Consider the following 21,414-nt stretch of genomic DNA (forward strand, 5'->3'; position numbering starts at 1 on the left):
AGCGACCCTCTGGGCCAATCGATGCCCAAAACGCCTCCCAGCCTTGTGAGTCGTGTACCGTGCGCGTTGCTATCGAGCACGGCTCTAAGTCTTCGTATTGATGCGCTCTCTTGCGCCGAACCGGTGTCCACTTCGGCGGAGTGCGCTCTAATTCAGGCGCTTACGCTCGTCATCGGCTTCCTGCGTCGCGAGCTTGCGGCCGATCTCGAACAGAAGCGCTTCGGCGCGCGCCGTCAGGCCCGGGTCGTTCAAGGGTTCGATGGCCTGGAAGGCCGCGATCGCCGCAGTCGCGGCACGGTCCAGCGATGTTCCGGACGGGTCTTCGGCCAACGGCGGGGCTGGGGTCCGGTCTTCATCCCGCGCCTGCAGGTCGCTGATGTCGACGATGATCCCGTGGCCCGACAGCGGGCGACCGCGGTGATCGTAGGCGAAGCGGCCGCGCGACAGGACCAGACGCAGGCCCCCACCAGTCGCTCGAACGCGGTACTCGAGGGCCATGTGCCCGTCCTCGCGCGCCTCCGCGCGGAAGCTGGCCAAGACACGTGACTGATCCGGGGGGTGGATATGTGCCGCGAAAACCGAGAGTGGCACGCCGGCTTCGGCTTCCTCGGGGTCGATCTCGAACAGCAGCGCGACGAACGTATCAGCCCATACGCGATCGCGCTCGGCGTCCCACGTCCAGAACCCAAGCGCATCCGGTCCACCCAAAACCAGTTTGGATCTTTCCCGCGGCCTCCGGCCACCGAGAAGCTTGAGTTTTGGCATCGCGCAGTCAACGTCTCGTCTTCAGCCTAACCGATGTTAGATTGATTTCCGATAACATCAAGTCGCCGACCAGACTGAATGAGCGCCATTGTCGATAAACGATGATATCCCAGCCACCTGGAACAAATCTCATGCAAAGCGGAGCAGTCGTGCGGCGGCCGTAATCAAATCGCGCGCGTCCGGGTGACAGATCACAACACGATCTGACGCGAAAAAAATGAAGATGGCTGGCAGGTCGGACGCGTCAGGACAATTCGACCGCCGCCCGACGTGATCCACGGACCAACGCACTCGTCGCGGAGGCAAATCTATCTGGAATATTAAGCTCGGGAAGCGTCACTCCCGAACCTATCGGGAGGATGGTGCCCAGGGACGGAGTCGAACCGCCGACACTGCGATTTTCAGTTGGCCCCCTCCCGCTGAAAAATAAGAGGCGTGTTACCGCGATTCGTGATTCCGCGAGGAGCTATCGGTACACGCGACCGGGCGGATCACGCAAGGCCGCAGGCATGAAAGGACTAGCCCCGGCGCTGAGCTAGGCGGGCTTTCTGAACCTTGCTGGCTGAGGTCGGCTGGCTCCATCTCCCGAGTTCCATCTCCGCTTGCGACCCATGCCAGCGGAGGAGCAATCATCGGCGCTCTCCGAAAGCGGCATTCGAGCACGGTTCACCGACATCGACTAGGGGCAGGAAGCGGAGGTCTGATTGAGGTAGTGCAAAAGCACTGTCCGTGTGCGGTGGCCTTAGGGCAAACTGGTTCTCAAGCCCTAGCACGAGAGCATGATGACCACCTCAAACGACCAACCGAAGCAACCTACACAGCCAGAGAAGTGCCCCCAGTGCGCGCTGCCCACCCATCCTGAAACTCCTTTCTGCGAGCGCTGTAACTTCGATCTCCGATACGGAACGAAACCGGTCAAACGAGGGAAATGTATCTATTGCGAGAACACCAGAGATTTTGCTCGTGAGCACATATTCCCGGATTGGCTTGCTAAGATTTTTCCAAAACGCCATCGAAAAAGATTGCATGTACTTGGCAGGCCCGAGCGTATTGCGTTTTGGGAAGAAATCAAAGTCATTGAAAATGACTCTGTGGCACAAGGTGATCCTTACGACACTGTAGTCTACAATGTTTGCGGCGATTGCAACAACGGATGGATGAGTACGCTTCAGGCGCAAGCTAAAACTTTGGTAGAAAGTCTTGCAAAGGGCATGTTTTGGATTCTCAGCGAAGCTGACAATAATCTGCTTTGTCGATGGGTAACTATGGTTAGCATCAATTTGCAGTGCCATGCTCGTATGCTCGTGGCGCCTCAATGGCAGCGCACAGCCCTCATGAACGGATTGATGCCAGATGGTTGGCGTATTTCAGTGGGGCGAATGACAAACGTCGGCTCCGCAGGAAGTTCTTTTTGCACAACAGCATCTGTGCCTATTGGATTAGGAGAAGGCGAGTTTTTAAAAATCACAAGCACTGCTTTCGTTATTGAGCGTGCCATTTTTCATTCATTTAGTTCAATGGGCAATCAGACACTGGATGTTGCCTTACTTGGTGCAGGTTTAGGCGAATCGGCATTTACAATTCGACCGGTATGGCCCCTGCCCGCTCAACCTGTTGATGAGCCCGGAAGGGATATTTCGAGTATAGATCAATTATATCGTCTGCTACGTCGAGCTGACGATACACCGATACCTGATGAAGAACTTGATCCGGAGGCAGGGACATCACTTGAGTCTGCCGAGGGTGCAACAGGCCATGTCGTGTACGGAATTAGTAAAGATGCAAAGGAAGTAACGTTTGGCATTCAGAAGATAGATGGCGGATTTGCCACTTTTCGAATGGAGATGAATGGATTTACCTGGGCTATCCAACGCTTGAGGGAAGCGGCTTCCAAAGAAACCTTGCTTCTACAGTGTCTCGATCCCAATGAACGCGGCGTGGAAGTACTCGATATATCCGAAGGAACCGCAACAATCGGTCCGGATGGCACAGGGATTCTATTACTAGAGGCACAGGCGTTTCGGATAGCTATACCGCTTGGCCCCGCTTTCGTTAACTATCTCCGAGATCGTTTGGACGAAGTGGCGCGCGCATTGGCATCCGACTCACAAGACGCAATCGACAGCCCTGCGCCGTCATAATGATAAGAGTGGCGGGCGATGCCCGCCGTCGGTTGTGGGCGGGCTCGGTGACGATGTCCGCTACCTCACATTGCCGAGCCATATCGGACTATCTGAAAGCCACCAGACTCGGACGTCGATCACGCTTCATGGCCTAAATGAGCGAAGTCAAACGGTTCAGCCTGACCTCTCACAGCCTCGAACGCAGCCTATCTCGCGGCGTCTGCGAAAGCGTGCAATGAGTCGTCGATTGAGGGTTCTGATTTGCCGAGCGCAGATTCAACGCCGCTTGCGTAAGACCGCGACTGCGGAAAGTCTGATCGAGTCTGCAGGCTGGAAAAAGCGTTAGGAAACGTATGATCGTAACAGACGCGGTAACACGCCCGACGAACTATCGGCTAAGCCCTTGAAATTATTGGTGCCCAGGGACGGAGTCGAACCGCCGACACTGCGATTTTCAGTCGCATGCTCTACCAACTGAGCTACCTGGGCGTCGCCCGTGGCCATGCCGGCCTCGGACGCCGCGGGGTATAGTCAGTGCGTCGCGGCCTGTCCAGTGTCGCTGTCATTCCGGCGGCATCGAAACGGCGTAAAAAATTTCACGGCTCCGGGTCCGGCTCGGGTGGCGGCCGGTCCGAGTCGATCTCCTCGGGGATGGCGTAGCGCTCATTGAGCCATCGGCCGAGATCGACATCGGCGCAGCGCTGCGAGCAGAAGGGCTGGTACTCCGGCTCGGCGGGTTTGCGGCAGATCGGGCAGGCTGGGCGGCGTTCCCGGGTCATGCGAGGCCACCCCAGCCGGCGCGGATGGGATAGCCTTCGCCATCGAGCAGGCTCTGCGTCTCGTAGAGCGGCAGCCCGACCACCGAACTGTAGGATCCGATCAGCTTGACCACGAACGCGCCGGCCAACCCCTGGATCGCGTAGCCGCCCGCCTTCCCCCGCCATTCGCCGGAGGCCACGTAGCCCTGGATATCCCGGCTCGAAAGGCGCTTGAATCGAACCCGTGTCTCGACAATCCGCTCGCGCCGGCCCCGCGGCGAAAGCAGGCACACGGCCGTGTAGACACGGTGCTGGCGACCCGACAGGAGCCGCAGGCAATCCGCCGCCTCATCCGGGACCTCGGCCTTGGGCAGCACGCGCCGTCCCACAGCCACGACCGTGTCGGCTGATAGAAGCCATGTCGGTGCGGTCTTGTCGCCCAGATGCAGGGCAGCCTCCGCGGTGGCGAGCTTCGTCCGCGCGAGACGGCGGGCGAGGTCGCGCGGCGGTTCGGCCTTGCGCGGCGTCTCGTCGATCTCGGCAGGCAGGAGGGCGTCGGGCTCGATCCCGATCTGCTGGAGCAGCGCCAGGCGGCGCGGCGAGGCCGAGGCGAGCACGAGCCGAGCCGTCGGTCGCTGCGCCGAGCCGATCGCGTCTGGTGTGGCGTCCATGATGTTCCGTTCGCACGACCGGCGGAGCGCGGCGCAGGCCCGTTGCGGCGCCCTACCCCGCCGGCCCGGCCTGATTCCCCTGCCTGATAAGGGATGGGTGTTGCCTTGTGAACCGGAGCGCAGCCCTCGCGCGTCCGACGAAGCGCCACGTTGCGGCGCCCCCCGCGCGGGTCGCCAAACCAAAGATTCCTTGTCGTGGCAATTCCCCTGCAAGTTGAGAGCAAGATCTCAGATCGAGAGGTAACCGAACGTTAACCACGATCTCAGATGATCGGGCTCGCCGGGAGGGAGTTATCGCGGATGCTGAATGCCGATCCATTGTTGCGGCGCCCGAAGCTGCTGAACAAGGCGCGGGTCGCCCGCGCCCTCGAAGGCTTCAGGTCGAAGGGTGACTCGCCCGACCAAATCTGGCGGATGCTGACCGATCACTATGTTGTCGACCTCGATGCCGTCGCGGCCCTGCTGCCGGCCAATGAGCCGGAGACGCGCTGGTTGCCGGCGCGCGACTGACCCCTCGACGGTGGTAGGCCGCCGGGTAGATGGCATGAGATCTGCAACCGCAGGTCAACATCATTGAGGAAGCACCCAGGCAACGACAACGCGGCGGCTCGCACGCCAGAGCACCCCGCGGACCTTTCGATCACTCGAAACCGAGGTCCGTCATGTCTGAACTGCTCTCCGTTGCCCTGGTTTGCGCCGGCACGCTGCTGGCCCAGGACTGCTCCCGCGATACCGCACTCGACGTCATCATCGCGCCGGCCCACACTCCGATGGAATGCCTGATGCACGCGCAGACCATGGCGGCGCAGGCCGGGTTGCCCGGGGGCGGCGATCGCTACCTCAAGATCGCCTGCGAGCACCGGCGCACGGCGATCGACGTCGCCATCCGCCGTGCATCCTGATTGCGGGAAACGGTGAGGACGCTCCGGCATCGATGGCGCACGGATTTCCGGCGGGAGCGCGTTGACGACGTCAAGGGTGTGGTCAGAAATCCCGATGATGCACCAAAGTCACGTCGGTAGTCTTCTTTGCGACCCTGGATCTCTGGACGGTTGCCGACCCTCGGGGAGGCGACCATTCTGCGCGGCCAAGCCGATGCAATTCTAATCTGGCATCCGCCTCCATTGTCGACCCGTTAGCCCGCGTGCCGGGCAGGGCTCAGCGAGTGCCTGCTCGATGCTGTACGAAGCGTTCGACCTGCAGACCGACATCGCCGCCCAGACGCGGTCGTGGGGGAAACTGCTCAACGATGTCTGGTCGCCCTGGGTCGGCCTCGGCGAGCCGATCACGTGGATGTCGGCGGGCGCCCGGATGATGATGCGCGCCGGACTGACCTTCACGCGGCCGCCCTACGGCATCGCCGCCGTGGACGTGGGCAACAAGAGCGTCCCGGTTTCCGAGGAGCCGGTGGTGGTGACGCCGTTTGCAACCCTGCTGCACTTCAAGAAGGATATACACACCGAGCAGCCCAAAGTGCTGATGGTGGCGCCAATGTCCGGCCACTTCGCGACGCTGCTGCGGGCAACCGTGCGCGCCATGCTGCCGGACCACGACGTCTACATCACCGACTGGCACAACGCCCGCGACGTGCCCCTGTCGGACGGCCCGTTCGCCTTCGACGACTACGTCGCTCACCTCGTCCACTTCCTGCAGACGATCGGTGAAGGCGCCCACATGGTGGCGGTCTGCCAGCCCGCGGTACAGGCGCTGGTGGCCGCCGCCGCGATGGCGCAGACCAAGGACGCGGCCGCACCGCGCAGCATGACCCTCATGGCCGGCCCGGTGGACTGCCGGATCAACCCGACCGGCGTCAATGAACTCGCCAACTCGAAGCCGATCACGTGGTTCGAGCAGAACCTGATCGCGACGGTTCCGAACCGGCACAAGGGCGCCGGCCGTCGGGTCTATCCGGGCTTCATGCAGGTCTCGGCCTTCATGTCGATGAACGCGAAACGCCACGTCCAGGGCCATTCCGACCTGTTCTGGCACATGGCCAATGGCGAGCAAGCCAAGGCCGAAGCGATCGAGACGTTCTACGACGAGTACTTCGCCGTCCTCGACCTCGCGGCCGAGTTCTATCTCGAGACGGTCAAGACCGTGTTCCAGGATCATGCCCTGGCCCGCAATGCCGTCACCTATCGCGGCGAGCCGATCGATCTGCGATCCATCCGCCGAACGGCCCTGATGACCGTCGAGGGCGAGCGGGACGATATCTGTGCCGTGGGCCAGACCATGGCGGCCCACGACCTCTGCACCGGACTCGCCCCGTACATGCGGACCCACCACCTGCAGGCGGGTGTCGGCCATTACGGCGTCTTCGCCGGGCGGCGCTGGGAGACACAGATCTACCCGCAGGTGCGCAACTTCATCCAGGCGCACAACTAAAGCGGACCGTCGCGCCGATTTGACCCGCCGACCGCCGCGGCCCACCATGCTACCCCTGGACGATCGGAGCCGGGTTCACACCCGGCGTCACGGGCGCAAGGCGGAACGATCGGCGTGATCGGCAACAACGGATCCGACAGCGGCGGCGAGATCGGTTCGACGCCGCAAACCGCGACGGCGTCCACGCAGCTCGACCGTCTGGTCGCCCGGGCACGCGTTGCCGACCTGTGGGAACAGGTCTGGCCGGTCCTCTGGCGCGGTCTCGCCGTCGCGCTGCTGTTCCTGATCGTGTCCTGGTCAGGTCTATGGCTCGATCTTTCGCCGCTTTGGCGACAGATCGGCCTGGGTATCCTCGCTGTCCTGCTTGTCGTCGCGCTCCAACCCCTCATCCATCTCAGGCGGATCGAACGGCGCTTGGCGCTGTCCCGGCTGGACCGGGAAGCGGCACTCCGCGATCCGTCCCTGCGGCACGGCCCGGCGTCGACGGCGCAGGATTCCCTCGCTGTCGGCGCCGCCGACGCGGGCAGCCGGGCCCTCTGGGACCTGCATCAGCGCCGCGCGGCGCGGGATTTAGCCGGTCTCCGGGTCGCGTTGCCGCGGCCGGGCATGGTCCGGCGCGACCCCTTCGCGCTGCGCGCCGGTTTGATCGTCGCGGCCGCCGCCAGCCTGTTCGTGGCCGGCCCCGAATGGCGCGACCGGATCGGTGCCGCCTTCGATTGGCATGAGCCGGTGGCCCCCGGCCCGAACTTCCGCGTCGACGGGTGGATCGATCCGCCGCTCTATACGCGGATGCCGCCGCTGCTGATCGCCATGGATGGCAGCGACCAGCACCTGCGGGCACCGGTCAACGCGCAACTCATCGTGCGCATTGCCGGACAGGGCAAGGCTGCGGCCAACACCACGCTGACGGCCAACGCCGGGCTCGTGCCCATACCCGGCCAGGAGCCGCGTCCGGACCTGCGCGAGGAGCGTTACCGCATCGCCGGCAATGCGGAACTGACGATCGTAACGCCGGCCGGCCGGCAACGTCTGACCGTGGACGCGATCCCCGATCGTCCACCGGAGGTGACCGCCCTTGGAGGGCCCGAGGTGAACGGGCGCGGGACCTTCAACCTGACCTATCGCGCGAAGGACGATTACGGGCTTAGCTCGGCCGAGGCGGTGATCGCACCGGTCAAACCCGGCCGCTCCCTCGTTCCGATCCCTCACATCAGCCTCGCGTTGCCCAGCGACGCCTCCGGGGACACGGAAACCAAGACCCTGATCGATCTGACCGACAACCCCTGGTCGGGTGCCCGCGTGCGCTACCAGATCGTCGTCAAGGACGAGGCCGGGCAGGAAGGTCGCACGACAGAGACCGAGATCACGCTGCCGGCCCGCCCGTTCCGCGATCCGTTGGCGCGTGCGCTGGCGGAAGAACGGCGTCGGCTCGTGACCGCGCCCGATACGGACAGGCCCTGGGTTCAGTCCGCGCTCGACGCGCTGCTGGTCGCCCCCGACATGTTCACGCCGCAGCCGGCGATCTACCTCGGCCTGCGCACGGCCACGACACGCCTGCGCCGGGCCCGGGCGGATTCCGACCTCGTCGACGTCGCCGACCTGCTCTGGGAAATGGCGCTGAAGATCGAAGATGGCGATCTGTCGGATGCCGAGAAGCAGCTGCGTCAAGCTCAGGACCGGCTGAAGGAAGCGATCGAGCGCAACGCGCCCGACGACGAGGTCAAGCGCCTCACCCAGGACCTGAAGCAGGCGCTCGACAAGTTCCTGTCCGAGATGGCGCAGAAGCAGGGTCGCGAGCCGAACAAGTCCGGCGAGCGGCAGCAGAACAACCAGCAATCGAAATCCGTCACGCCCGAGGATCTCGACAAGATGATCCAGGACATGGCCGACGCGATGAAGCGCGGCGACACCGCCGAGGCGCAGCGCCTGATGGAGCAGTTGCGCAACATCCTGGAGAACCTCCAGACCGCCGAACGTGGCCAGTCCGATCAGACGTCGCGCGAGATGCAGAAGCAGATGCGCGATCTCGACGCGATGGCGCGCGAGCAGCAGGGCCTGCGCGATCAGACCTTCAAGGATGGGCAGGACCAGCAGGGTGGCCAGCGCCAGCCGAAAAGCGGCCAGCCGCAGCAGGGCCAGCGCGGCCAGCAGGGGCAGAAGCAGCAGGGTCAGCAGGGCCAGAGCCAACAGGGGCAGAAGGGCCAGGGTCAGAAGGGCCAGGGGCAGCAGGGTGACGCGGGCGAGCAGCAGCAGGCGCTCCGGCAGAGGCTCGAGCAGCTTGAGCAGCGCATGAAGGAGAACGGCATGCGCGGCGAGCAGGGCCTGGCGGATGCCGAGAATGCCATGCGCGAGGCCGAGAACGCCCTGAAGCAGGGCGATTCCGACGAGGCGGTGGATGCACAGGGCCGCGCCCTCGACGGTCTGAAGCGGGGTGCCGAAGGCATGACGCAGCAGATGCAGGAGATGGCCGAGGGACAGGGCCAAGGCCAGGGTGAAGGCCAGCAGGAGGGTGGGCAGCAGCCGGGGAAACAAGGTCAAGCCGGCGCCCGCGACGACGACCCGCTCGGCCGCCCCACCCGCGGTCGCGACATGAGCGACGGACGCGTCCGCGTACCCACGGCCGATGAATCCGCCGTCCAGCGCGCCCGGCGCATCATGGAGGAGCTGCGGCGCAAGCTCGGCGATCCGACACGGCCCCGCGAGGAACTCGACTACTTCGAGCGCCTGCTCCGTCGCAACTAGCGCGTTCTCCGCCGAAACGGGTACCGGTTCGGTGCAAGACAGCGCGTCACGACACAAGCTGAGAGCCGTGCACGATTGCAGCGCGATCGGGCACGGCTTTAAGCCCCTCTCTTCTCAACCCGCGATGCGGAACCGGGCGCCGGTTCCCGTCAGGCCCGGATCGTCGCCGCCATGTCGTCCAACACCCTCGTCCTTCTCGCCTGCCTGGCCGTGGCCTTCGTGCTGTTCTTCGGCCTCGCCAACATGATGCGCGGCGGCAGCGCCAACCTATCGCAGAAATTGATGCGTCTGCGCGTCCTGCTGCAGTTCGTTGCCATCGTGATCATCATGGGCGTGGTCTGGTGGCGCTCGGCCTGAGCCCGGCAGCGCCAGTGTGACCGGCCTGCCGCACCCATGGTCTTTCGCGGCGCGCGGGGATGAATCGGCGGCCTGAGCGCGAGGAGGCCGTGCTACGCTCGATAGTATCGAACCGTCACGTCGCTTCGGCCGAGTGTCCATGACCGCCCCTTTCCGCACCTGTCTCATGGGCCTGATCTCCGTCGCGGCGATCCTGCCCGTCTCGGCTGCGGATCTGGCGCCTGCTCCGGCGACCTACTACGCGCCGCCGGCCCAGCCGCTCAGCATCGTCTCCGAGGTCCGCATCGGCGGCTCGGTTCAGGATCCGGGCAGCGCGGAGGGCAAGCTGCCCGGTTTCAGCAAGGGGAATGTCAACGGCGAGATCCTGTTCGCGAAGCCGATGATCAGCGCCGATCCGTTCTGGCAGGCCTTCGTGCCGCGGCCCACGGTGGGCGGCAGCTACAACACCGGCGGCCGGACGAGCTACGCCTATCTCGGCGCGACCTGGACCCTCGAGATCTTCCCGGAAACCTTCAACCGTCGCGTCTTCCTGGACGGGTTCTTCGGCGGCGTGGCCCATAACGGCTATACTGGCCCGAAGGCGCTGACGCCCTACGGCTTCAACACCCTCGGGTGCTCGCCGATGTTCCGCGAAGCCGCCGCCTTGGGCTTCCGTCTGACCGAGCATTGGAGCATCATGGCCACCGTCGAGCATATGTCGAACGCGGGCCTCTGTGCGAACAACCGCGGTCTGACCAATTTCGGCGGCAAGATCGGCTACACCTTCTGAGGCGTCCCGCTGCGTGGTCAAGCTCAACAAGATTTATACGCGCACCGGCGATAATGGCACGACCGCTCTGGCGGACGGGCAGCGGCGCTCCAAGGCGGATCTGCGAGTCGAGACCTACGGGACCGTCGACGAGACCAATGCCTGTCTCGGGCTCGTTCGCCTGCACACGTCGGGTGCGCTCGATGGGATGCTCGGCGCGATCCAGAACGATCTGTTCGATCTCGGCGCGGATCTCGCGACACCGCCGAGCCCGGAGCCTCTCCCCTACGAACCGCTGCGGATCGTGGCCAGCCAGGTCGAGCGGCTCGAGCGCGACATCGACGCCGTGAACGCGGCGATCCCGCCGCTCAAATCCTTCGTGCTGCCCGGCGGCTCGCCGGCCTCTGCCGCCCTGCACCTCGCCCGCACGGTCTGCCGCCGTGCCGAGCGTCTGGCGGTCGCGCTCGCCGCGGACGAGACCGAAATCGTCTCGCCGGAGGCGCTGCGTTATCTCAACCGCCTGTCGGATTTTCTGTTCGTCGCCGGCCGCGCGGCCAATGCCGACGGCGCCGACGACGTGCTCTGGGTGCCCGGCGCCAACCGCTGAGTCGCCGAACCCTTTTCCGGCAGCCTCCACTGCGCCGCGTTGACAAGGCGGAAATGTGGCCGCTACGGTCCGGCCGCCCTGCACGCCCCCCGCGACGGCGCCTCCGTGGCGCCGGCGGGACCGGCCTGCACGATGATAAGAATCCTCCTGGGAAGGATCGTAACCGCCATGAAGGTGCTGGTGCCCGTCAAGCGGGTTGTGGACTACAACGTCAAGATCCGCGTGAAGGCCGATGGCTCCGGGGTCGAACTCGCCAACGTCAAGATGTCGATGAATCCCTTCGACGAGATTGCCGTCGAGGAGGCGATCCGGCTCAAGGAGAAGGGCAAGGTCACGGAGATCGTGGCCGTCTCGATCGGCCCGCAGCAGGCGCAGGAGACGCTTCGCACCGCGCTGGCCATGGGCGCCGACCGGGCGATCCTGATCAAGACCGACGTCAATTGCGAGCCGCTGGCGGTGGCCAAGCTCCTGAAAGCCGTGGTCGACAAGGAAGGTCCGCAGCTCGTCATCCTGGGCAAGCAAGCGATCGACGACGATTCGAACCAGACCGGCCAGATGCTCGGCGCGCTGCTCGGCTGGCCGCAGGGGACCTTCGCCTTCAAGGTCGAGGTCGGCGAGGGCAGCCTCGAGGTCACCCGCGAGGTCGATGGCGGGCTGCAGACGGTGGCGCTGAAGCTGCCGGCGATCGTTACGACCGACCTGCGCCTCAATGAGCCGCGCTATGCGAGCTTGCCCAACATCATGAAGGCCAAGAAGAAGCCGCTCGAAGAGCTGGCACCCGATGCCCTGGGCGTCGACGTTACCCCGAAGCTCAAGGTTCTCAAGACCGCGGAGCCGCCGGGGCGCTCGGCCGGCGTGAAGGTGGGTTCCGCGGCCGAACTGGTCCAAAAGCTCAAGGTCGAAGCCGGCGTGATCTGATTTGCGGGCGAGGCTCCCCGTCCGGGGTCGAGCCGCGCATCACCACATTCGGGGATTTGAGACGACCATGACGACACTCCTCTTCGTCGAGCACGGCAACGGCCAGATCAAGGACGGGACGCTGAAGGCGTTGACCGCCGCCAAGGCTATCGGCGCGCCGATCCATGCCCTTGTGCTCGGCGCCGGATCCAAGTCCGTCGCCGATGCGGCGGCCAAGCTCGACGGCGTCGACAAGGTGCTGGTCGCCGAGGACGCCGCCTACGACCATGATTTGGCCGAGCCGGTCTCGGCGTTGATCGCCTCGATTGCGGAGCCCTACGAGACGATCATCGCCTCGGCCTCGACCACGGGGAAGAACGTGCTGCCGCGCGTCGCCGCCCTGCTCGACGTGGCGCAGGTCTCCGACATCATCAAGGTCGTTGCGGCCGACACGTTCGAGCGGCCGATCTATGCCGGCAACGCGATCCAGACCGTCCAGACGCCGGCCGGCAAGCGGGTCATCACCGTGCGGACCGCAGCCTTCAAGGCCGCCGGCGAGGGCGGGTCCGCGGCCGCGGTCGAGTCGGTCTCCGCCTCTGCGCCCGAGGCCACCGGTTCAAGCTTCAAGGGCGAGGAGATCGCCAAGTCCGACCGGCCGGAGCTGGCTGCGGCACGGATCATCGTCTCGGGCGGCCGGTCGCTCGGTTCCTCGGACAAGTTCCACGAGCTGATCGAGCCGCTCGCCGATACGCTGGGCGCCGCGGTCGGTGCCTCTCGCGCCGCGGTGGACGCGGGCTACGCGCCGAACGACTGGCAGGTCGGCCAGACCGGCAAGGTGGTGGCGCCCGATCTCTACGTGGCGGTCGGTATCTCCGGCGCGATTCAGCATCTCGCTGGCATGAAGGACTCGAAGGTCATCGTTGCCATTAACAAGGATGAGGACGCACCGATCTTCCAGGTCGCGGATTACGGCCTCGTCGGAGACCTGTTTCAGGTTGTTCCGGAGCTGCAATCGGAGCTCGGCAAGGCGAAGGGCCAGTAAAGGGCCGATTGACGCGCCGGCGGCGCGCGCGGGTATTTCCAGTCCCACGCGCGCCCACGGGTTCCTTCGGCATCCGTGATTGGTCTAGAAGGCAGCGACGGCGTGAGTTCAGGCCGTCGTCTTGGCGCAGTCCGTCGGGTGCGGCGGCCGTGCAGTGGCAACGGCATCAGGGGCACAGGTCGGTCAATGGGCATGGAGATCAAGCGGGTCGGCATCATCGGCGCGGGCCAGATGGGCAGCGGCATCGCGCAGGTCTGCGCTTCGGCCGGTCTCGACGTCCTGCTGAACGACCGCGATCCGGTCCGCCTGGAGAATGGTCTGAGCCTGATCGAGGGCAACCTCGGGCGCCTCGTCTCCAAGGGCACCATCTCGGATGAGGATAGCCGCGAGGCCCGGTCGCGCATCAATCCGGCGCGGGACTTCGACGCGCTGGGACCCTGCGATCTCGTAATCGAGGCCGCAACCGAGAACGAGGCCACCAAGCGCGAGATCTTCACGTCCCTGTGCCCGTCGCTGAAGCCGGAAACACTGGTTGCCACCAACACGTCGTCGATCTCGATCACCCGGCTCGCCGCCGCGACGGATCGGCCGGAGCGGTTCATCGGCATCCACTTCATGAATCCGGTGCCGGTGATGCAGCTCGTCGAGCTGATCCGCGGCATCGCCACCGAAGACGCGACCTACGAGACCTCCAAGGCGTTCATCGCCAAGCTGGGCAAGACTTCGACGATGTCGGAGGATTTTCCCGCGTTCATCGTCAACCGCATCCTGTTGCCGATGATCAACGAGGCGATCTACACGCTCTATGAGGGTGTCGGCTCGGTCGAGTCGATCGACACGGCGATGCGGCTCGGCGCGAACCATCCGATGGGCCCGCTCCAGCTTGCCGATTTCATCGGCCTCGATACCTGCCTCTCGGTGATGCAGGTGCTTTACGAGGGGCTGGCGGATTCGAAGTACCGCCCCTGCCCGTTGCTCGTGAAGTATGTCGAAGCCGGCTGGCTCGGCCGCAAGGCGAAGCGCGGCTTCTACGATTATCGCGGACCGACCCCGGTTCCGACCCGCTGATCGAGCGATCGGGGCGACCGCGTGGCCGCCCCGGCATTCCTCACTTCGTCGCGCCATTCGCTCCGGGCTGGGCCGGCTGCGGGTAGGATGGGTTGCCGCCCGGCACAGCGGTGCTGTTCGAGGACGACGCCGCTCCGGACTGGCCGTTGACCGAGCCCGTCACTTCGCGACGCGAGGCATCCTGGCTCTGGCTGGCGTAATCCTTCGGTGAATTCGCACCGTTCCACGTCAGCAGCCCGACCGTGGCGATCGCCAGGAGCACGAGGCTCGCCACCAGAACCCAAAGCACGGGCTTGCCGCGCTCGCCCTGACGACTGTCCTGCGGGTTCAATCTCTCGGCCATCTGCACACATCCTCGACTGCGGGACGCAACACGCGGCAGCGTGATCTGCGACACGATCCCGTTACCGGCGGCCAACGCGGGCCCGGGGAAGCAAGTTCCTATCGCCGGGTCGGTCAGCGGCCGGTGGTCAGCAGGATCTTGCCGAGATGCGCGCTCGATTCCATCAGCGCATGTGCCTCCTGGGCCTTCTCCAACGGGAAGGTCGCGTGCGTGACGGAGCGGATTCGTCCCGCATCGAGTTCGGGCCAGACATCCCGACGCAGGCCCTCGGCGATCGCAGCCTTATCGGCCTTCGGGCGGGGGCGAAGGGTCGAGCCGGTGAAGGTCAGGCGGTTGCGCATGATCGGCGTGATGTTCAGTCCATCGACCTTGTAGCCGCCCATGAGGGCGATCATCACCAGCCGCCCATCCGGCGCCAGGGATTTCAGGTTCCGGGGGAGATAGCTCGCGCCGATCATGTCGAGGATGACGTCGGCTCCGCGGCCGTCGGTGAGGCGCTTCACCTCCTCGGCGAAATCCGCCTGCTTGTAGTCGATCGCCGCATCGGCGCCGAGATCCTCGCAGAACCGGCACTTCTCGGCCGAGCCGGCGGTGGCGAACACCCGCGCGCCGACATGCTTGGCGATCTGGATCGCGGTGGCGCCGATGCCGCTCGACCCTCCGTGAACGAGGAAGCTCTCACCGGCGGCGAGCCGGCCGCGCTGGACCACGTTCGAATAGACGGTGAAGAACGTCTCCGGCAGGCCGCCGGAATCCACGAGCGAGACGGCCTGCGGACGCGGCAGGCAGTGGCTGGCCTCGGCCACCGCGAATTCGGCGTAGCCGCCGCTGATCACGAGGGCACACACCTCGTCACCGACCGACGCGGTCTCGACGCCTTCGCCGAGCGCAGCGATCCGACCGGCAATCTCCAGGCCCGGGACCTCGGTCGCTCCGGGCGGCGGCGGATACAACCCCGCCCGCTGCATCATGTCGGGGCGGTTCACGCCCGCAGCGACGACTTCGATCAGAACCTGACCCGGTCCTGGCGACGGCAGCGGCACGGTCTCGACCGCGATCACCTCCGGGCCACCCGCACCCGTGAAGCGGATCTGGCGCATGGTCTCGGGCAGGGCAGTGCTGGCCATCAAGGCGTCCTCAACGCATGCGTTTTCGGGCCGCGCCTCCTGAGCGCGGTCCGTCTTGATTGCGGCAACCACAGCGCTTGGCAAGCGCGGCCTTTGGCGGCGGATGCCTATCGGGCCGCGGCTTTCACGGCGGGCGGGAGCACGATCTGTCCCTGGGCCAGGCTCTTCGGCCAGACCGCGACCTGCTTGCCGTCCTGCCACTGCGCCATCAGCCCGGTCACGAAACCCTGCCCGTACTTGATCGAGTGGGTGAAAGGATCATCCTTGCCGTAGAACTGCGTGCGCCCGACCGTCCCCTCCCAATCGGTCTTCTCCAGGGCGTCGACCAGCGTGTCGGCCTCCGTGGAACCGGCACGCTTCACGGCGTCGGCGGCGTAGTAGACCTGATCGTATGCCATGTAGCCCGCGTAGGACGGGTCGCTGTTGAACCGCTTCTTGAACGCCTCGCTGAAGGCGAGCGATTTTCCGGTGATCGCGGCGCCCGGCACCGCGATGCTCTGGAAGATCACCCCTTGCGTCGCACCGTTGGTGTTCGACCAGAAGGTCGAGGAGGTCGCCTGCGAGTTCATGCCGGTCATGGCGAGCGGCACCTGCTGGTTCTGCCACTGAACAGTCGGCTGCACACCGACATGCGAGATGCCGGTAACGATCAAATCCGGCTTGGACGTCTCGATCTTGTTGTAAATCGGAGTGAAGTCGCCCGTGTCCGGCGAAAAGCGGATGTGATCGACAACTTTCACGCCGATCTCAGGCAGGCACTTCTCGTAGGCGACGTCGAGCGGGCGGGTCCAGGCCGCGTCCTCGCTCATGATCGCGGCGGTCTTCACCTTCATCAGGTCGATCAGCATGTCCTTGGTCGAATCGCAGATCGATTGCGCCAACGCCGCCGAGGTCAGGTAGCCGTGGAAGGTGTATTTGTTGCGGGCGTAATCCTTGTGGACGGCGAGGCTGATCTCGTTGGAGGCCGCGCCCGGCGTGATCATCGGCGTCTTGAGCCGGGCCGCCCACGGCATGAGCGCCAGCACGACTTCGGAGATGTAGCTGGCGATGACCAGATTGACCTTGTCCTCGGACACCGCTCGCTGGAACGCGCGGACCGCATCGGAGGCGGAGCTCTTGTCGTCGTAGGTGACCACTTGGATCTGCCGTCCGTCGACCCCGCCTTTGGCGTTGATCTCATCGGCGGCGAGTTGCACCGCCTGCGGGATCGAGGCCCCAACCACCGACTGCGCCTCGGCGATCACGCCGATTCTGATCGGGTCGGCGGCCCGCGCCGGCCCCGCACCCACCAGTCCGGCCACTGCGAGCAGGGCCAGGGCCCTTTTCGAAACGCTGCGTTCCATCGGCATGGGCTTCCTCCTGCGGCCCGTGCGGCTTTTGTCGCCGCATCGGGTTCGGGGCAGGAGTGTGCAACACCCATTGGCCTGAATTCAATGTACACTTCTGCGAATGCGTGACGAAGAGCGCGTCAGCTTTTCGCGCAGCGGAAGATCAGGCTCGTGTTGTTGGCCGGCATCGCCACGCGCTCGGCCATGACGAACCCATGCCGCGCTGCCAAAGCGGTCACGGCCTCAAGATCGCGGACACCCCATGCCGGGTCCCGGGCGCGTAAGGACGCGTCGAAGGCGGCGTTGCTTTCTGCGCTGTGCTGCCCGCCTTCGCGGAATGGTCCGTAGAGGAACAGGAGCCCGGTCCCGGTCAGGACGCGGGACGCCCCGGCCATCAGCCCCTCGGTTGCGGACCAGGGGGCGATGTGGATCATGTTGATGCAGACGATTGCGTCGACACGGCCGGTCGGCCAAGCGCTCGCATGTGCGTCGAGCGCGAGTGGCGGCCGGATATTGGTGAGCCCGGCCAGTCGGGTATGGGCGACGATGCTGCGCCGCGCTTCGGGCTCGGGATCGCTCGGTAGCCAAGTCAGGCCGGGCAGCGCGGCAGCGATGTGGATCGCGTGCTCACCGGATCCGCTGGCGATCTCAAGTATGGACCCTCCCGCCGGAAGTACCCGCCGCAGGACCGCGAGGATCGCGTCACGATTGCGCGCGACGGCGGGCGCCGTGAGGGCATCCCGGTCGACCTCCCAATTCAGCATGATCACCCTCTCCTGAACCGCCGATAACGCACGGATTTCAACCGCGGGATGCCCGCGAATGGCTGTGCCTCGACCGGCTCGAAACACGCCTTGCCCCGACACACCTCTACCGGGACCCGACCCGGCCGGATCTGAGTGTGATCGAACCGATGATGCGGACCGGCCCGCGGGGAATTCACCGTTTACCGGGTGCCGTACATCCGATCGCCGGCGTCGCCGAGACCCGGAACGATGTAGCCGTGATCGTTCAGGTGGCTGTCGATCGCTGCGGTCCAGACCGGCACGTCGGGATGCGCCTCCTGAAACTTGGCCAGCCCCTCCGGAGCGGCCAGGAGACAGACGAAGCGCAGATCGGACGCGCCACGGGCCTTCAGCAGATCGAGCGCTGCGATCGCCGAGTTGGCAGTGGCCAGCATCGGATCGAGGACGAGCACCGTCCGGTCGGCGAGGTCCGACGGAGCCTTGAAGTAATACTCGACCGCCTGGAGGGTGTCCGGGTCGCGGTAGAGACCGACATGCGCGACCCTGGCCGAGGGAACCAGCGACAGCATCCCGTCCAGAAACCCGACCCCCGCGCGCAGGATCGGGGCCAGGACCAGCTTCTTGCCCTGGATCTGGCGGCCCTCCATCGGCTGCAACGGTGTCTCGATCGTCACGGCTTCCAGCGGCAGGTCGCGCGTGACTTCGTAGGCCAGGAGCATGCCGATCTCATTCAGGATCTGGCGGAAGCCCTTGGTCGAGCGGTTCTTGTCGCGAAGGTATGTGAGCTTGTGCTGCACGAGTGGGTGATCCACCACGGTGACCCGACCCATCGGCACAGCCCTCCCCTCAGCCTCGTCGATCGAGACATGCAGGACCCTGGGCGGGGGTGCAACTTTGAAGGCTGGGCGACTCGGCGCGCCGCAGCGACCTGGGGCGTCTGACCGTCCAAGGGCAGGGCCTCGTTCCGGACTTGGTGGCTCCAATCCCGCAACGCGCACTTGCCGACAGGGCCGAGGACGATCGTAGACAGAGTTAGAACAGTTCCCTCTCCCGTCGAGATATCCTCTGGACTGTTCACATTATATGCCCCGCGTCGCCACTTTTCGCTGAGCGACGAAACGATGCGTGAGGCCGCCATTCAAATTCTCGTTAGCGATCGCGCCGAATGGCTCCAATTTTTAATCGTTCGAGGAAAAATTCTACCTCTATATTCGAACGTTGATATTGATCTATGGCCGTTACAAGACCAATATATTGCAAAACATTATTGATGTAAATTTGTTATACGAGCGTGTTATTGCAAAAATATAAAAATCCTATGTCTCACAGCGGCGTTTTCTTTGGCTTGCTGTTCGCGCATTCCGGCTTAATTCGGGCATCGCATTTTTTGCTTCCGACAAGCACCCCTGAAGCAGGCAGAACCGAACGCGCCATGCACCTCAACCTCTCCATCAAAGCGACTCTGACGATCCTGTTCGGTGTGCTCGCGCTGATCTCGACAGGACAGGGCGGGCTGTCGCTCCGGGACGCGGCCGCTGTACGCCGATCCACGACGGCACTGGCGATCAACTGGCTTCCCTCCGTCGAGAGGATCAGCACGATCGAAGTCGCGGTTTCCGAAGTTCGGATCAAGCAATACCGCCTGATCCTGCTGTCGAACACGCCGGACAAGCGCACTGAGAATGAGGCCAACCTCGCGGCCACGCACGCGCGCCTGCGCGAGGCGCGCAACGTCTATGAGGCGCTGATCACCACCCCCGAGGAGCGGACGTTCTATGAAGCCTTCGCGGCAGCCTGGAGCAAGTTCGAGCGGGTGGATGGTGATGCGCGCCGCCTCGTCGCAGCCGGGCAAGCGCAAGACGCCATGGCGCTGCTGGTCAAAGCCGATGTGGTCGCCCTCTACGACGACGCCCGAAAGACCCTCACACGTCTCGTCGCACACGACGAGGAGATGGCCGGGCGTGACGCGAATGACGCGATGGCGGGCGCGAACTCGGCATCCGTCACGGCCATCGCCGGGATTGGGCTTGCGCTCGCGTCGGCCCTGGGCGCAGCCATTTTCGGCCTCCTGTACATCTCGCGGCCGATCGAGCGCATGACCGCTGCGATGTCGAGGCTCGCGGACGGCGAAACCGGCACGGCGGTGCCGCATGTCGGCCGCCACGACGAGATCGGCGCGATGGCGTCAGCCGTGCAGGTGTTCAAGGACAACCTGATCCGCAGTCGCGCCCTGGAGACCGAAGCCGCGGAGGCGCGCGCGGCGGCGGAGGAACAGCGCAAGGCCGGCATGCGCGAGATGGCCGACAGCTTCGAACGGGCGATCGGCGGCATCGTCGGGCAAGTCTCGGCGTCCGCTACGGAACTGCAAGCGACCGCCGGCTCGATGTCGGCCATGGCCGGCCAGACCTCGGCCCAGTCGACCGCGGTTGCCGCCGCCGCCGAGGAGGCCGGCACCAACGTCAACACCGTGGCGGCCGCCGCCGAGGAGCTGGGCTCGTCCGTGCAGGAGATCGGCCGACAGGTTCAGGGCTCGTCCCAGCTCGCCCAGGCGGCCGTCGACGAGGCCGATCAGACCGGCACGCTGGTGCAGGAGCTGAGCACCGCCGTGGCCCGGATCGGCGACGTGGTCGGGCTGATCACATCGATCGCCGGCCAGACCAACCTGCTCGCGCTGAACGCCACGATCGAAGCGGCGCGGGCCGGCGCCGCAGGCCGTGGCTTCGCGGTGGTGGCCTCCGAGGTCAAGGCGCTGGCCGAGCAGACCGCCAAGGCGACCGAGGAGATCGGCCAGCAGATCGGCCGGGTTCAGGGCGTGACCGGTCAGGCGGTCGGCGCGATCGGCACGATCACGGCGCGGATCCGTGAGCTCAACGCTGTGGCGACCACGATCGCGGCGGCGGTCGAGCAGCAGGGCGCGGCCACGCAGGAGATCGTGCGCAATGTCGGGCAGGCGGCGCAGGGCACCGGCGAGGTGACCAGCAACATCGTGGGTGTCGCCGAAGCCGCCGAGGAGACGGGTCGGGCGGCGAACCAGGTGTTGGGCGCGGCCTCGGAACTGTCACATCAGTCCGAGCATCTGACCGCCGAGGTCGGCCGCTTCCTCACCAGCGTTAGGGCCGCCTGACGTCGGCGGCCATCGCGGGTCGGAAGCGGTCGCGTTCCGGTCTTGCTCTGCGGGCGCCTAAGCTGGCGTCCGCGGAGAGGCATCGTGGGTTCAGGCCGTCTGGCCCTCACCGCCGGTGGTCCCGCGCTTCGCCATGAAGGCGTCGAACTGCTCGCGGTCCTTCGCCCGCTTCAGCTCATCAACGAACGCCGTGAAGGCGCGGCTCTCCTCTTCGAGGGCACGCCGCTGCGCTTCCAGCCGGTCGAGTTCCTCGCGGCGGTAAGCGTCGAAGGCGGCATTGCCGGTGCTGCTGCGCCGGTTAGCGGCCTCGAAGGCACGGGCGAACCGGGAGACCGGGCGCGCGCCTTCGAAATCGGACATGGTCCGTCGCGCCGTATCGCGCATCTCGGCGAAGGCCGGATAGCCGGTGAACTTCCAGGCCAGCAACGCGAGGCCGACCGGCCACCAATAGATGAAGCCGACGACGATCGCGCCGATCTCCAGGGAACGACGCGGGAACGGGCCGGACCGGCTTAGCTTGCCGGTCGCCCAGGGTGAGGAGGTTTGAGAGGTCACGGCAAGGCTCCGCTGTTCATGTGAACGG

General features: G+C 65.2%; 21 protein-coding genes and 1 tRNA gene. 12 read left to right on the top strand and 10 right to left on the bottom strand.

What is annotated here, in order from left to right; genetic code table 11:
• Positions 1 to 147: 147 nt before the first annotated feature.
• Complete coding sequence (locus MKK63_RS22805; protein ID WP_244005890.1) at positions 148 to 708, bottom strand: PAS domain-containing protein; 561 nt, start codon at positions 706 to 708, stop codon at positions 148 to 150.
• Positions 709 to 1,544: 836 nt separating this feature from the next.
• On the opposite strand from MKK63_RS22805, the gene MKK63_RS22810 reads away from it, so the two are divergent.
• Positions 1,545 to 2,906 carry a hypothetical protein gene (locus MKK63_RS22810; protein WP_244005892.1) on the top strand — a complete coding sequence of 454 codons (1,362 nt, stop codon included), beginning with the start codon at positions 1,545 to 1,547 and terminating at the stop codon, positions 2,904 to 2,906.
• A 395-nt stretch (positions 2,907 to 3,301) separates the two neighbouring features.
• Here the strand turns inward: MKK63_RS22810 and MKK63_RS22815 are convergent.
• The 3 genes from MKK63_RS22815 to MKK63_RS22825 all read right to left on the bottom strand — a co-directional run bounded on the left by MKK63_RS22815 (position 3,302) and on the right by MKK63_RS22825 (position 4,317).
• Positions 3,302 to 3,377 (bottom strand) — tRNA-Phe (locus tag MKK63_RS22815).
• 107 nt (positions 3,378 to 3,484) lie between these two features.
• Positions 3,485 to 3,667: a DNA gyrase inhibitor YacG gene (locus MKK63_RS22820; RefSeq protein WP_244005894.1), complete on the bottom strand. Its 183-nt coding sequence runs from the start codon at positions 3,665 to 3,667 to the stop codon at positions 3,485 to 3,487.
• Positions 3,664 to 4,317 carry a Maf-like protein gene (locus MKK63_RS22825; protein ID WP_244005896.1) on the bottom strand — a complete coding sequence of 218 codons (654 nt, stop codon included), beginning with the start codon at positions 4,315 to 4,317 and terminating at the stop codon, positions 3,664 to 3,666. The genes MKK63_RS22820 and MKK63_RS22825 overlap by 4 nt, the downstream gene beginning before the upstream one ends.
• Positions 4,318 to 4,617: 300 nt before the next feature.
• On the opposite strand from MKK63_RS22825, the gene MKK63_RS22830 reads away from it, so the two are divergent.
• The 10 genes from MKK63_RS22830 (at position 4,618) to MKK63_RS22875 (ending at position 14,163) form a co-directional block, all read left to right on the top strand.
• Entirely contained in the window at positions 4,618 to 4,827 is a 210-nt protein-coding gene (locus MKK63_RS22830; protein ID WP_244005898.1) for a hypothetical protein, read from the top strand.
• Positions 4,828 to 4,979: 152 nt separating this feature from the next.
• Positions 4,980 to 5,219 carry a hypothetical protein gene (locus MKK63_RS22835; RefSeq protein WP_243920112.1) on the top strand — a complete coding sequence of 80 codons (240 nt, stop codon included), beginning with the start codon at positions 4,980 to 4,982 and terminating at the stop codon, positions 5,217 to 5,219.
• Between the two features lie 274 nt (positions 5,220 to 5,493).
• The gene (locus MKK63_RS22840) at positions 5,494 to 6,702 is read left to right on the top strand and encodes a polyhydroxyalkanoate depolymerase (protein ID WP_244005900.1); all 1,209 of its coding nucleotides are present in this window, start codon (positions 5,494 to 5,496) and stop codon (positions 6,700 to 6,702) included.
• A 114-nt stretch (positions 6,703 to 6,816) separates the two neighbouring features.
• On the top strand, positions 6,817 to 9,444 hold the full coding sequence (locus MKK63_RS22845; RefSeq protein ID WP_244005903.1) for a TIGR02302 family protein: 2,628 nt from the start codon (positions 6,817 to 6,819) through the stop codon (positions 9,442 to 9,444).
• A 171-nt stretch (positions 9,445 to 9,615) separates the two neighbouring features.
• Positions 9,616 to 9,801 carry a twin transmembrane helix small protein gene (locus tag MKK63_RS22850; RefSeq protein WP_244005905.1) on the top strand — a complete coding sequence of 62 codons (186 nt, stop codon included), beginning with the start codon at positions 9,616 to 9,618 and terminating at the stop codon, positions 9,799 to 9,801.
• Between the two features lie 139 nt (positions 9,802 to 9,940).
• Positions 9,941 to 10,570: an acyloxyacyl hydrolase gene (locus tag MKK63_RS22855; RefSeq protein WP_244005907.1), complete on the top strand. Its 630-nt coding sequence runs from the start codon at positions 9,941 to 9,943 to the stop codon at positions 10,568 to 10,570.
• Between the two features lie 13 nt (positions 10,571 to 10,583).
• Positions 10,584 to 11,156 carry a cob(I)yrinic acid a,c-diamide adenosyltransferase gene (locus MKK63_RS22860; RefSeq protein WP_244005909.1) on the top strand — a complete coding sequence of 191 codons (573 nt, stop codon included), beginning with the start codon at positions 10,584 to 10,586 and terminating at the stop codon, positions 11,154 to 11,156.
• 168 nt (positions 11,157 to 11,324) lie between these two features.
• Complete coding sequence (locus MKK63_RS22865) at positions 11,325 to 12,074, top strand: electron transfer flavoprotein subunit beta/FixA family protein (protein ID WP_244005911.1); 750 nt, start codon at positions 11,325 to 11,327, stop codon at positions 12,072 to 12,074.
• Between the two features lie 67 nt (positions 12,075 to 12,141).
• On the top strand, positions 12,142 to 13,095 hold the full coding sequence (locus MKK63_RS22870) for an electron transfer flavoprotein subunit alpha/FixB family protein (protein WP_244005913.1): 954 nt from the start codon (positions 12,142 to 12,144) through the stop codon (positions 13,093 to 13,095).
• Positions 13,096 to 13,281: 186 nt separating this feature from the next.
• Positions 13,282 to 14,163, top strand: coding sequence for a 3-hydroxybutyryl-CoA dehydrogenase (locus MKK63_RS22875; RefSeq protein ID WP_244005914.1), 882 nt, complete (start codon positions 13,282 to 13,284; stop codon positions 14,161 to 14,163).
• A gap of 40 nt (positions 14,164 to 14,203) precedes the next feature.
• On the opposite strand, the gene MKK63_RS22880 is transcribed toward MKK63_RS22875, so the two are convergent.
• The 5 genes from MKK63_RS22880 to upp form a co-directional block, all read right to left on the bottom strand.
• The gene (locus MKK63_RS22880) at positions 14,204 to 14,506 is read right to left on the bottom strand and encodes a hypothetical protein (RefSeq protein WP_244005916.1); all 303 of its coding nucleotides are present in this window, start codon (positions 14,504 to 14,506) and stop codon (positions 14,204 to 14,206) included.
• 113 nt (positions 14,507 to 14,619) lie between these two features.
• The gene (locus MKK63_RS22885; RefSeq protein ID WP_244005918.1) at positions 14,620 to 15,633 is read right to left on the bottom strand and encodes an NAD(P)H-quinone oxidoreductase; all 1,014 of its coding nucleotides are present in this window, start codon (positions 15,631 to 15,633) and stop codon (positions 14,620 to 14,622) included.
• A gap of 107 nt (positions 15,634 to 15,740) precedes the next feature.
• Complete coding sequence (locus tag MKK63_RS22890; protein WP_244005920.1) at positions 15,741 to 16,982, bottom strand: ABC transporter substrate-binding protein; 1,242 nt, start codon at positions 16,980 to 16,982, stop codon at positions 15,741 to 15,743.
• 119 nt (positions 16,983 to 17,101) lie between these two features.
• The gene (locus tag MKK63_RS22895; protein ID WP_244005922.1) at positions 17,102 to 17,725 is read right to left on the bottom strand and encodes a DUF938 domain-containing protein; all 624 of its coding nucleotides are present in this window, start codon (positions 17,723 to 17,725) and stop codon (positions 17,102 to 17,104) included.
• 182 nt (positions 17,726 to 17,907) lie between these two features.
• Positions 17,908 to 18,537 (bottom strand): uracil phosphoribosyltransferase, encoded by a 630-nt coding sequence (gene upp, locus MKK63_RS22900; RefSeq protein WP_244005924.1) that lies wholly within the window; start codon positions 18,535 to 18,537, stop codon positions 17,908 to 17,910.
• A 602-nt stretch (positions 18,538 to 19,139) separates the two neighbouring features.
• Between upp and MKK63_RS22905 the strand changes: the two genes are divergently transcribed.
• Positions 19,140 to 20,831 (top strand): methyl-accepting chemotaxis protein, encoded by a 1,692-nt coding sequence (locus tag MKK63_RS22905; RefSeq protein ID WP_244005926.1) that lies wholly within the window; start codon positions 19,140 to 19,142, stop codon positions 20,829 to 20,831.
• 90 nt (positions 20,832 to 20,921) lie between these two features.
• Here the strand turns inward: MKK63_RS22905 and MKK63_RS22910 are convergent, their stop codons facing one another.
• A complete protein-coding gene (locus MKK63_RS22910; RefSeq protein WP_244005928.1) occupies positions 20,922 to 21,386 on the bottom strand; it encodes a DUF2852 domain-containing protein in 465 nt (154 codons plus the stop codon).
• Positions 21,387 to 21,414: the final 28 nt, after the last annotated feature.

The sequence above is a fragment of the Methylobacterium sp. J-088 genome (genome assembly GCF_022829295.1).
Classification (GTDB): domain Bacteria; phylum Pseudomonadota; class Alphaproteobacteria; order Rhizobiales; family Beijerinckiaceae; genus Methylobacterium.